10 protein-coding genes are annotated in these 12344 nt (G+C 60.5%); 3 read left to right on the top strand and 7 right to left on the bottom strand.

Translation table 11 applies throughout. The features are described from left to right. Positions 1-75: 75 nt before the first annotated feature. The 5 genes from KCG87_RS05925 to KCG87_RS05905 form a co-directional block, all read right to left on the bottom strand. Complete coding sequence (locus tag KCG87_RS05925) at positions 76-840, bottom strand: hypothetical protein (protein WP_210556864.1); 765 nt, start codon at positions 838-840, stop codon at positions 76-78. Positions 841-1305: 465 nt separating this feature from the next. Continuing rightward, positions 1306-2055 (bottom strand): L-cystine ABC transporter ATP-binding protein TcyN, encoded by a 750-nt coding sequence (tcyN, locus tag KCG87_RS05920; protein WP_098966659.1) that lies wholly within the window; start codon positions 2053-2055, stop codon positions 1306-1308. A gap of 4 nt (positions 2056-2059) precedes the next feature. Beyond that, positions 2060-2725 carry a cystine ABC transporter permease gene (gene tcyL, locus KCG87_RS05915; RefSeq protein ID WP_003220607.1) on the bottom strand — a complete coding sequence of 222 codons (666 nt, stop codon included), beginning with the start codon at positions 2723-2725 and terminating at the stop codon, positions 2060-2062. Then, positions 2725-3525, bottom strand: a complete 801-nt coding sequence (tcyJ, locus tag KCG87_RS05910) for a cystine ABC transporter substrate-binding protein (protein ID WP_139053612.1) — start codon at positions 3523-3525, stop codon at positions 2725-2727. Before tcyJ ends, tcyL begins: the two co-directional genes overlap by 1 nt. Positions 3526-3857: 332 nt before the next feature. Further along, on the bottom strand, positions 3858-4856 hold the full coding sequence (locus KCG87_RS05905; protein ID WP_210556863.1) for a D-cysteine desulfhydrase: 999 nt from the start codon (positions 4854-4856) through the stop codon (positions 3858-3860). Positions 4857-5046: 190 nt separating this feature from the next. On the opposite strand from KCG87_RS05905, the gene epsC reads away from it, so the two are divergent. Next, complete coding sequence (epsC, locus tag KCG87_RS05900; RefSeq protein ID WP_095137901.1) at positions 5047-5973, top strand: serine O-acetyltransferase EpsC; 927 nt, start codon at positions 5047-5049, stop codon at positions 5971-5973. 471 nt (positions 5974-6444) lie between these two features. Further along, complete coding sequence (betT, locus tag KCG87_RS05895; protein WP_210556960.1) at positions 6445-8406, top strand: choline BCCT transporter BetT; 1962 nt, start codon at positions 6445-6447, stop codon at positions 8404-8406. A 24-nt stretch (positions 8407-8430) separates the two neighbouring features. Here the strand turns inward: betT and KCG87_RS05890 are convergent, their stop codons facing one another. Then, positions 8431-8691, bottom strand: coding sequence for a hypothetical protein (locus KCG87_RS05890; protein ID WP_007964717.1), 261 nt, complete (start codon positions 8689-8691; stop codon positions 8431-8433). A 183-nt stretch (positions 8692-8874) separates the two neighbouring features. Next, on the bottom strand, positions 8875-9912 hold the full coding sequence (locus KCG87_RS05885; protein WP_210556861.1) for a LacI family DNA-binding transcriptional regulator: 1038 nt from the start codon (positions 9910-9912) through the stop codon (positions 8875-8877). A 205-nt stretch (positions 9913-10117) separates the two neighbouring features. On the opposite strand from KCG87_RS05885, the gene KCG87_RS05880 reads away from it, so the two are divergent. Next, positions 10118-12343 (top strand): TonB-dependent receptor, encoded by a 2226-nt coding sequence (locus tag KCG87_RS05880; protein WP_210556859.1) that lies wholly within the window; start codon positions 10118-10120, stop codon positions 12341-12343. The last annotated feature ends 1 nt before the right edge of the window (position 12344 follow it).

Raw genomic sequence — 12344 nt, 5'->3', positions numbered from 1 at the left:
CGCAGTCCATCGGGGCGGTGCGACGTTTCGCTAAATCACCTCACTACAAAGCCCCATGAGCACAGGAATGCGGCATCAATCCTTGGTCGATTCAGCGGCCTTCAGCGTTTGGCGCAGCGGCACCTTCAGATAAGGATTCACGCAACCGATCTTCAGCGTCCGGGGCGGCGCCCAGCGTGAGTTGTTGCCCACCCAGTCGATGACGCAGTAGGTCACGTCCAGGCGCAGATCCTCACCGCCCTCGACGATCACTGCCGGTGGCACCCAGACCTGAATCGGCAGGCCAACATCGGCAGCGGTGATCCGGGCCAGGTCCATACGCACGTCGCCCCAGCGCAAGGTGATGGCGTCGTCCTCGGCCATGTTCAGGTAGGGTTCGATGGTCAGCGGCACGCCGCGTTTGATCTGATTGGGGTTCACGCCCTGGCGGCGGATGGTGTCGGGCAGCGTGACGGGCGCCAGTTGCTGATTCTCGTCACCGCACAGCGGCGAAGGCTGGCCGCCGGGGCAGTCGAGCTTGACCTGAACCCGCGTTGCCGCCGACAGCGCCGGTCCCTGACCGATCTGCATCACTCGATAGTGAATCCGTGCGGTGCCACTGGCGATAAAGCTTTCCGGCACCCGCAGGCTGATCGAGGCGCCGACGTCTTCGCTGGTCAAGACTCGCGAGGCGACGTAGCAGTTGTTCCAGAACAGTTCGATCAGATCACCGGCGTCCATGCCGGAGTAGGGCAGGACATCGATCAGCAAATGCGCGGCAGCGGTCAGATTGATGGCGTTTTTGGATGCGGACGCCAGATTCGGCGCTGCCAGTTCGGGGGCGTGCGAAGTGCGGGTCATCGGGTTCTCTCCTTGAAGTCTTGCAGCGAATTCCGTTTCTTGAAACAACAAAAGGCGTGATGAATCGGTAATACAACCGTGAACTTTGTTCGGGCTGAGTAAGCGTTGATTCAACTAATGGGTGCCGGTTGGCGACTAGATAAGAGCGTGCCGGAAAGAGTGTCAATAGAGTGCCTTAGTTAATCTGTGAATTACCGATTAATCAGAAGCGTCCTACGCTGATGAGGCATCCTGCCTAGCGGTGATGGCGAATGGAACTACGGTTTTTCGCGAGTTTTGCGATTTTTGTGCCGGTCGATTTAGATCATTTCACAGGCACGAAAGCGCGCCGCAGATTACTTGTATCTGTTGCAGAACATATATGTATTGTTTTGACAGGTTTAAGCTGGAGGGATTTGGAAGTTTTCAGGCGCGGTAAGTAAAACTTCCGTCCATGGAAGTTAATGACTCAAGACAATAAGTATCTCAGGCGTGATTCAGGAACTTGCTGAGGAACTGTCTGGTGCGTTCTTCTTTCGGGTTGGCAAACAACGCCTTGGCTTCGCCTTGCTCGACGATCACGCCCTTGTCGAAAAACACCACACGGTTGGCCACGTCGCGGGCGAAACCCATTTCGTGGGTGACGATGACCATGGTGCGTTTTTCTTCAGCGAGACCGCGAATGGTCGCCAGTACTTCGCCCACCAGTTCCGGGTCGAGGGCCGAGGTCGGCTCGTCGAACAGGATCACTTCCGGCTCCATCGCCAGCGCCCGGGCAATCGCCACGCGCTGTTGCTGACCACCGGACAGACGACGCGGATACGCATCTTCCTTGCCGGCCAGACCGACCTTGGCCAGCAGCTTCATGCCCAGGGCAACGGCTTGCTCGCGCGGCATCTTCTTGACCACGATCGGCCCTTCGATGACGTTTTCCAGTGCGGTGCGGTGGGGGAACAGGTTGAAGTTCTGGAACACGAAACCCACGTGCTGGCGCAGGTTGCGCACCAGACTCTGCTGCTGGCTCAGCGGGCGGCTGGTATCGATCTCGATATCGCCGACCTTGATCCGGCCGCTGGTGGGCTCCTCAAGGAAATTCAGGCAGCGCAGGAACGTGGTCTTGCCCGAACCGCTGGGGCCGATGATGGCCACGACCTCGCCTTCCTTCACCTCAAGATCGATGCCCTTGAGCACCTCTTGACCCTTGAACTGCTTTGTCAGTTTTTCCACGACAATCATGGGGTCAGGACTCCTGGTCGTGCCGATTGGCCCGCTCTTCCAACTTGTTCTGCAGATGCGACAGCACCGTGGCCAGAATCCAGTAGATCAGCGCGGCGGCAAGATACATGGTGAAGACTTCGAAAGTCCGGGCGGTAATCAGTTGCGCCTGGCGGAACAGTTCCGGCACCTGAATGGTGGCGGCCAGTGCCGTGTCCTTGACCAGCGAAATGAAGCTGTTACCCAGTGGCGGCAGTGCCGTGCGCATGGCCTGCGGCAGAATGGCCCGGCGCAAGGTTTGCGCGCGGGTCATGCCGATGCTTGCGGCGGCTTCCCACTGGCCGCGCTCGATCGAACCGATTGCCGCACGGAGGATTTCACAGGCGTAGGCAGCCATGTTCAGCGAGAAGCCGATCAGCGCCGCTGGCAGTGGATCCAGTTCCAGACCCAATTGCGGCAAGCCGTAATAGATCACGAACAGTTGCACCAGCAACGGCGTGCCGCGAAAGAACGACACGTAGATGCGGGCAATCCAGCTCACCAGTTTGAAGCGCGACAGGCGCATCAAGGCCAAGCCGAAGCCCAGCAGCAAGCCGAAGAACATGCCGCCCAGACTGAGGATGACCGTGTAATACGCGCCCTTGAGCAGAAAGGGCGCGGAGTCCAGTGCGAGTTGGAAAGCTTCTTCCATTATTTGGTGACGTCAGCGTTGAAGTATTTCTTCGACAGCTTCTCAAGGGTACCGTCGGCACGCAGTTCGTCGAGAGCCTTGTTCACCGCAGCCAGCAGCTCAGGCTCGCCTTTGCGCAGGGCGATACCGGATTCCTGACGGGAGAACGCTTCACCGGCAGCCACGGTTTTCGGGGCTTTCTTGGCGTATTCAAGTGCAGCCAGACGGTCGATCAGGATGGCGTCGGTGCGGCCGTTGTTCAGGTCGGCGAACTTGGTCGGATCATCGTCGTAGGTACGCACGTCAGCGCCCGGCACGTTGGCGCGGACCCATTGTTCGTAGTTGGTGCCCAGGCCGACACCGACTTTCTTGCCGGACAGATCGGCGGCAGTCTTGATGTTCAACTTGGCTTCCTTGTCCTTCAGCACCAGCGCCTGAATCCCGGAAACGGTGTACGGCTCGGAGAAGTCATACTTCTTCTTGCGCTCGTCGGAGATGGTCACCTGGTTGACCACGACGTCGAGACGTTTGGATTCCAGTGCAGCGAGGATACCGTCCCACTTGGTCGGCTGAATCTTGGCTTTGACGCCGAGTTTCTGCGCCAGGGCTTCGGAGAGTTCGACTTCGAAACCGGACAGTTTGCCGTTCTCGTCAACGAAGCTGAACGGTGGATAAGTGCCTTCCAGGCCGACGTTGATGACGCCTTTGTCCTTGATCTGTTTCAGCTGCTCACCGGCGGTTGCCTGGCCGATCAGGCCGGCGCTCAGTGCAAGGCCCAGCGAACCTACCAGCAGATTGCGACGTAGTGCGGAAAAATTCATGACAAGCCCCTGTGTTTTCTTATGGAAGACGCTTAAGGAAGGTTGGCGAATCCGGGAATTGAACGACTGCGTTATCGTGCCCTAAAGCAGCTTATGCGTCTTGCCCGAAATTCGCCTGCGGCGAGACTATAAGATGTCTGCTTTAGACTTGAAAATACTTAATGATCTTTCTGTTATTCCAATTTCGAATATACATGATCAATTGTGGCGAGGGGATTTATCCCCGATGGGGCGCGAAGCGGCCCTCTCTTCTGACTTGAAGAGCAGGGGACTGCTGCGCAGTCCAACGGGGATAAATCCCCTCACCACAGAAATTCTTGCAGCAGGGAGGATCAGCTTGTCAGCGAATCCTTATAGGCAAACAACGCCGGCGCCCCACCGGTATGCAGGAAGATGATCGGGCCCTCGTCGAAACGCTGGCGGCCGATCCCGTCGAGCAACCCGGCCATGGCCTTGCCGGTGTATACCGGGTCGAGCAGCACCGCGTCCTGACTGGCCAACAGTTTCACCGCCGCCAGTGTCCCGGCATTCGGTTCGCCGTAACGCGGGCCGAAGTATTCGTCCCACAACACGACCTTGAAGTTCACTGGTAATTTCACACCCAGCAGCTCCGCCGTGCGTTCGGCCAGACCCTGCACTTTCGGGCGCTGATCTTCTTCGCTGCGCGAGACGGTCACGCCGATCACCGGCAACTGCGGCAGCGCTTCGCTCAAGGCCAGCGCCAGACCGCTGTGGGTCCCGGCGCTGCCCGAGGCCAGCACCACGGCGGCGAAATTCAGGCCGGTGTCCTTGATCTGTTCCGCCAGTTCCAGACCGGCACGTACGTAGCCCAATGCACCGAGGGCATTCGAGCCACCGATCGGCACCAGATACGGTTTTTTGCCATTGCTGCGCAGGCGCACAGCGAGTGCGGCGAGTTGTTCGTCGGCGTTATCGAGGTTGTCCACCAGCTCGACCTTGGTGTCGAACAGATCGAGCAGCAGGCGGTTGCCGTTGCCGGTGTAGTTGCTGTCGTCGGTGCCCAGCGGATTCTCCAGCAGCGCCACGCACCCCAGGCCGAGTTTGGCCGCCAGCGCGGCGGTCTGGCGCACGTGGTTCGATTGCAGGGCACCGGCGGTGATCAGCGTGTCGGCGCCCTGAGCGAGGGCATCGGCGGCGAGGTATTCAAGTTTGCGCAGCTTGTTGCCGCCCATGGCCAGCGGCGTCAGGTCATCGCGTTTGATGTACACATCGCGGCCCAGCCAGGCGGACAGACGTTCAAGTTTTTCCAGCGGCGTGGGTTGGCCGAGCAGGTCGAGACGGTTAAAGCGATCCAGCTGTTGTTTGATCATGAGTCCGTACTGGCGGAGAAAGATGACAGGACTATAGGCACGCCGTTTTACCGGGGCAACCGTGAATCGCTTATAGCCAAATGTGCTTAGTCCAGCACTATCGGTTCTTAATTCGCCCTCACGGGCATGCCGTAAAGTATTCGCCGTTGACGCGGCCAGACCGTCCGGCCGCCCGTGAGGAGTCTTTACCGTGAGCGAGCGTTCCAGCCATTGGCAATTGCAGACCATCGTCAGCCAACTGCGTACCGCGCGGGATCAGTGGCGTACCCAGAATGGCCGGGCCAGCGGCGAGCAGGGTGGTCGCGAGTTACCGTCCCGCGCGGCGATGGCCGAGATTCTCGAGGCGCTGTGTGGTGCGTTGTTCCCAATGCGGCTGGGGCCGGTGGATCTGCGTGAGGAGAGTGAGGACTTCTATGTCGGTCACACCCTCGATACCTCATTGAATGCCTTGCTGGCGCAGGCGCGGCTGGAGTTGCGTTATGTCGCGCGGCACAGCGCTCAAGGCGATGCTGACGTCGAAGCTCAGGCGATCCGCATCATTCAGGATTTCGCCCTGGCCTTGCCGGGCCTGCGCAGCCTGCTCGATACCGACGTGCTGGCCGCCTATCACGGCGATCCGGCGGCGCGCAGCGTCGATGAAGTGTTGCTGTGCTATCCGGGAATTCTGGCGGTGATTCACCATCGTCTGGCGCACCATTTGTACCGCGCCGGGTTGCCGTTACTCGCGCGAATCAGCGCGGAGATTGCGCATTCGGCCACCGGCATCGATATCCATCCAGGCGCGCAGATCGGCCGCAGCTTTTTCATTGATCACGGTACCGGTGTGGTGATCGGCGAGACCGCGATCATTGGCGAGCGGGTGCGGATCTATCAGGCCGTGACTTTGGGCGCCAAGCGCTTCCCGGCGGATGAAGACGGGCAGTTGCAGAAGGGCCATCCACGCCATCCGATTGTCGAGGACGACGTGGTGATTTATGCCGGCGCGACAATTCTGGGACGGATCACCATCGGCCAGGGTTCGACCATCGGCGGTAATGTGTGGCTGACGCGCAGCGTGCCGGCAGGGAGTAACCTGACTCAGGCCAATCTGCAGCATGATGACGGGACGCAGAAGTAAAACATCAAAAGCCACCCTCACCCCAGCCCTCTCCCCGGGGGAGAGGGAGCCGACGGAGGTGTCTGGCGCTATACATCGACCTGAAAAAAACAGTCGATTATGGATTCGGTACAGCAAGATCAGGTCAGCGAAATTCTCAAGCATCCCCCAATCAGTCCCCTCTCCCCCCGGGAGAGGGTTAGGGTGAGGGCGCTTTTGACTTTGATTTTTCCACTGAACGAATCCCCTCAAACCCGCGTCATACCCCTCCTTGGGCTATTGTAGGAAAACTACCGCCTGGCCCTGCGATTAGTCCTTACCACCCTATCCATGTTTAACTTGAACGTTCATTCAAGTTAAACCGGTGGTTCGCTGCCCGCTCACAACAGGAGGCTTGCCTTTGCTGAGTCCGATCATTTCAGCCACGTTTCAACCCCTCGAGGTGCACGTTTCATGAGTGCATCGTCTACCCCCGCCAGCGGTCTGGTGCGCATGAATCCGCCGGTGTTCTACTTCGCCGCGACGGTGATTCTGCTGTTTGGTCTGGTTGTCATCGCCATGCCGGAGCAGGCCGGCGCCTGGTTGCTGACTGCGCAAAACTGGGCGGCCAACACGGTCGGTTGGTACTACATGCTCGCGATGACCCTGTATCTGGTCTTCGTGGTGGTCACCGCGTTATCGGGCTACGGCAAGATAAAACTCGGTGCCGACCACGACGAACCCGAGTTCAGTTACCTGTCCTGGGCCGGCATGCTGTTCGCCGCCGGGATCAGTATCACGCTGTTTTTCTTTTGCGTGTCGGAGCCGCTGACGCACCTGGCCCAACCGCCGCAAGGCGAGGCCGGCACCGCCGATGCAGCGCGCCAGGCGATGCAGATTCTATTTCTGCACTGGGGCCTGCACGGCTGGGGCGTGTTCGCCTTCGTCGGCATGGCGCTGGCCTATTTCGCCTACCGGCATAACCTGCCGCTGGCCTTGCGTTCGGCGCTGTACCCGCTGATCGGCAAGCGCATCAACGGCCCTATCGGTTATGCGGTGGACGGCTTCGGCATCATCGCCACGGTGTTCGGTCTGGGCGCCGACATGGGCTTCGGCGTATTGCACCTCAATTCCGGTCTCGACTACCTGTTCGGCATCGCACACACCCAGTGGATTCAGGTCGGCCTGATCACGCTGATGATGGGCGCGGCGATCATCGTCGCCGTGTCGGGTGTGGACAAGGGTGTGCGGGTGATGTCCGACATCAACATGCTGCTGGCCTGTGCGCTGCTGCTGTTCGTATTGTTCGCCGGACCTACCCAGCACCTGCTCAACACCTTGATCCAGAACCTCGGCGATTACCTCGGCGCGTTGCCGATGAAGAGTTTCGACCTCTACGCCTACGACAAACCAAGCGACTGGCTCGGCGGCTGGACCGTGTTCTACTGGGCCTGGTGGATCGCATGGTCGCCGTTCGTGGGCCTGTTCATCGCGCGGATTTCCCGTGGTCGGACCATCCGCGAATTCGTCTTCGGCGTGCTGTTGATTCCGCTCGGTTTCACCCTGGCGTGGATGTCGATTTTCGGCAACAGCGCCATCGATCAGGTGCTCAACCACGGCATGTCGGCGCTGGGCATGTCGGCCCTCGACAATCCGTCGATGAGCCTTTACCTGCTGCTGGAAACCTACCCGTGGAGCAAGACTGTCATCGCGGTGACGGTGTTCATCAGCTTCGTGTTCTTCGTCACTTCCGCCGACTCCGGCACCGTGGTGCTTTCGACTCTGTCGGCCAAGGGCGGCAATCCGGACGAAGACGGGCCGAAATGGCTGCGAGTGTTCTGGGGCGCGATGACCGCGTTGATCACCAGTGCGCTGCTGTTCTCCGGCAGCATCGATGCGCTGAAATCGGCGGTGGTGCTGACCTCGTTGCCGTTCTCGATGATTTTGCTGCTGATGATGTGGGGCCTGCACAAGGCGTTCTATCTGGAGTCGCAGAAGCAGATCGCGCAACTGCATTCGCTGGCACCGGTCTCCGGTTCGCGGCGAGGCACGGGCGGCTGGCGCCAACGTCTCAGTCAGGCGGTGCACTTCCCGTCGCGGGACGAGGTGTACCGCTTCATGGATACCACGGTGCGCCCGGCGATTGAAGAAGTGACGGCGGTGTTCGTCGAGAAGGGCCTGAACGTGGTCACCCAGCCGGATCCGGCGCACGACAACATCAGCCTGGAAATCGGCCACGGTGAGCAGCATCCGTTCATCTACCAGGTGCAGATGCGCGGCTACTTCACGCCGTCGTTTGCTCGGGGTGGCATGGGGTCCAAGCAACTCAACAACCGCCGCTATTACCGCGCTGAAGTGCACTTGAGCGAGGGCAGTCAGGACTACGATCTGGTCGGCTACACCAAAGAGCAGATCATCAACGACATCCTCGACCAGTACGAACGCCACATGCAGTTCCTGCATCTGGTGCGTTGATCGGCAACTGAGCGCCGGGACGTCTCACGACTCGGCGCTCAGCACCATGAACAACACCATCGCCGCCATCGGCACCCCGAACACCGCACTGCCCACCGCGATCTCCGAACCCAGCGGCTGCCCGGCATGCACCACCCCCACCGCACCATTGATCACCGTCAACGCCAGCCACAGCGCGGCGAAGCTGTAGGCCAGGGTCTGCCGGCTGAAGCCAATGCGCTCGCCGATGTAGAGCATCAGGGCCAGCAGGGCCAGGCCGAAGAAGATGATGATTGCGGTGTGCATAGGCGTGCCTGCGGGTCATGCGGTGCTTGATCGGACGCTTTCGCGGGCAAGCCCGCTCCCACAGTGATCTCGGTCATTCACAGATTCTGTGTACAACCAAAATCCTGTGGGAGCGGGCTTGCCCGCGAAGGGGCCACCTCGGTGTTACTTGGAGCATAGCCAATCCAGCCTAGGCCATTTTGGTCAGGTGCTCTCGCGCTCGATCACATTGCACTGCAACAGATTCAGGCGCTGCACATCATCGCTCGGTAATACCCCAAGGCTTTCCAATACCCGCGTTGCCGCCAGCACGCCGATCTCCAGTGCCGGTGGTTTGATCGTGCTCAGGCTCGGCAGGAGCATCTCGGCGAACGGGTAATCGCCGAAGCCGAGCACGGCGCAGTCTTCGGGGATCTTGATGCCTGCGCGTTGCCCGGCTAGCAGGCCGCCGGCGGCGAGGTTGTCGTTGGCGAAGATGATCGCGTCGGGGCGGGGGGAGGCGTTCATCAGCGCTTCCATCGCTTGCTTGCCGGCTTCGAACGGCGCGCGGTCGGCGTCCGGGGCGAATACCCACGGCTGCAGTCCGAACTCGCGCACGGTGGCGGCGTAACCATCGCGGCGTTCCAGTGCGCTGAGGTCGCCGGGGGCACTGTTTTGCACGAAAGCGATACGGCGATAGCCTTTGCCGTGGAGATATTTTGCAGCCGTGACGCCGACTTCGTAGTGCGAAAAGCCGATCTGCATCGGCTCGCGATCCGGCTGGTAATCCCAAGTCTCGATCACCGGAATCTCTGCCTCGGCGATCATCTTTTCAGTGCCCGAACTGTGGAAGTGGCTGGTCAACACCAGCGCCGCCGGCGACCAGCCGAGAAATGCGCGCACGGCGTTTTCTTCCTGCTCGGTGCTGAAGTAACTCGACGCCAGCAGCAGTTGATAACCGTGGCGGCTGAGGGTGTCGCTGAAGCCCTGGATGGTGTTGGCAAAGATCGGCCCGGAGATGTTCGGAATCACCATGCCGACGATTTTCCCTCGCGCCGAGGCCAGGCCGCCGGCCACCAGATTCGGCACATAACCCAGCTCGGCGACTACTACTGCAATGCGCTCGCGGCGCTCCGGCGAGACGGTTTCCGGCTGATTGAAATAGCGCGACACGGTGATTGCCGAAACTCCCGCTTCGCGCGCCACCGCATTCAGAGTCACGCGTCCGGCGCCACGGCGTTTGCGGGGCTTTTCCTGGCTCAAGGCTTGATCCTTCTTAAAAACCAAAACGCATATAAAAGTAATTTTTCAGTATTGGACGCTCTATGCCGAGCTTGCCAATACTGGCGATGTTAGCGCTAACAAGGCGCATTGTCTGCTACTCGCTCGAGCGAATGCCCAAGACACCGATTCAGGCGCTGTCGTCGCAGAACGGCAGCGGTTCAGGGCCAATTTCGAGCGGGCAACCATGCACAACATTCCTGGGGCGACACACAAACTGGCGCAGTCGATTCGCGCCGCTGGCTGGATCTTTACCGGGCTGGCGGCGTTGCCACTGCCCACTGCGTTCGCCGCTGACAGCAGCGATCAAGAGCCGACCCTCAAGTCCGTCACGGTCACCGCCACCCGCCGCGAAGAGTCGTTGCAGAAGGTGCCGGTGGCGGTTTCGGTGATCGACGGCGAACAACTGGAGCGCGATAACCGCAATGGCGTGGCGAGCATCGTCCAGCAAGTGCCGTCGCTGAATTTCCGTACCGGTGCGTCGAACAAGGACACCTCGTTGTTCGTGCGTGGCGTCGGCACGATTTCCACCTCGCCCGGCGTCGAGCCAACGGTGGCCACGGTGATCGACGGCGTGGTCTATGCCCGCCCCGGTCAATCAACCCTAGACCTGCTGGATCTGGAGCGCGTCGAAGTACTGCGCGGCCCGCAGGGCACGCTGTTCGGCAAGAATGCCTCGGCCGGTGTGCTCAACATCACCAGCAAGGCGCCGACCAACGAGACCCACGGTTACATCGACCAGTCGTACTACAGCGGCAATGAAAGCCGCACCCGCTTCGGCATTGGTGGCAGCCTGATTCCGGATACGTTGAAGGGCTCGATCAGCACCCTGGTCAGCAGCTACGACGGCAACGTCGACAACAAATACAACGGCCAGGAGGTCAACGGCTACAACCATCGCGGCGTGCGCGGCAAGCTTGAATTCACCCCGAATGACGACGTCACCTTCACCCTGATCGCCGACTACATGCAGTCCCACGACGACGGTCCCAACGGCGTCGTCAGCAAGTCGTTGACCCCGGCCTTCGCCAACGCGCTGAGCCCGGTCTATGCGAGCAACCACAACCGCGACATCAACACCGATACCCGCAGCCATGTCGAGGACACCAACAAGGGCCTGTCCGGCCAGCTCGACTGGCAACTGGGCGATTACACACTGACCTCGATCACCGCGTGGCGCGGCTGGGACAACACCCAATATCAGGATGGCGATCGGCTGAGCACGATCACTGCAGCGTTCCCCGGCACCGCCGACAAGGGCGAGCTGGCCTTCGACCAGTACTCGCAAGAGCTGCGCCTGGCCTCGCCGAAAGGTGAGTTCCTTGAATATGTTGGCGGCCTGTTCTACATGCACGGCAAGGATGACGAGACCTATCAGCGCACCTTGACCACCACCACACGCACCGACCGTGGCGTCGCCGATTACAGCACCACCAGCGACAGCTACGCCGCGTTCGGCGAAGCCACGCTGAACTTCACCTCGGACTTGCGTGGCATCGCCGGCCTGCGCTACACCCACGATGATCTGGAATACGATCACCGCCGCATCTCGACCTCGGCGACCACGGTCAGCGGCATTCAACCGGCCACCAGCAGTTCCGGTTCGGTGGACGAGGACGGCTGGTCCGGCCGGCTCGGCGTGCAGTACGACCTCAGCGATGCGGTCACCACGTATCTGACCTATTCGCGCGGCTACAAAGGCCCGGCCTACAACGTGTTCTTCAACATGCAGCCGCGTGACACCGAAGCGCTGAAGCCGGAGACCTCGAATACTTGGGAGGCGGGGATCAAGGCCACCAGCTGGAACAACCGGCTGACCACCAACCTCGCGGTGTTCCACAGCGATTACGACAACTATCAGGCGAACTTTTTCGACACCGTTGCCGGGCAAGTGGTGACGCGCCTGATCAACGCCGGCAGCGTCAGCACCGAAGGCGTCGAACTCGATTACGCCTTGCAGGTGACCCAGCAACTGAAGTTCTCCGGGGCGCTGGCCTACACCCGCGCGCGCATCGACCAATTCAGCTGCCCGGCGGGCGCTGCAGCCTCGTGCAACGTCAATGGCAAGCCATTGCCGTTCAGCCCGGACTGGAAAAGCTACGTGCGTGCCGACTACACCATCCCGCTGGACAACGGCCTCGATATCGAACTCGGCACCGACTATAGCTGGCAGAGCGAGGTGCAGTACGACATCAGCCAGAACGCCGATACCAAGCAGGGCGCCTACGGCATCTGGAATGCCAGTGTGGCGCTGGCCGATTACAGCAACGGCTGGCGCGTGGCGCTGCTGGGAAAGAACCTCGCCGACAAGTCCTACTCACCGTTGCTGGCCAGCGGCGGCAACTACATCTATCGCGCTGTGCCACGGGATGACGAGCGCTACTTCGGCGTGCAACTGCGCAAGGATTTCTGAG

The sequence above is a fragment of the Pseudomonas sp. MWU347 genome, from assembly GCF_017947305.1.
GTDB lineage: Bacteria > Pseudomonadota > Gammaproteobacteria > Pseudomonadales > Pseudomonadaceae > Aquipseudomonas > Aquipseudomonas putida_A.
This window is presented reverse-complemented; position numbering and strand designations above follow the sequence as displayed.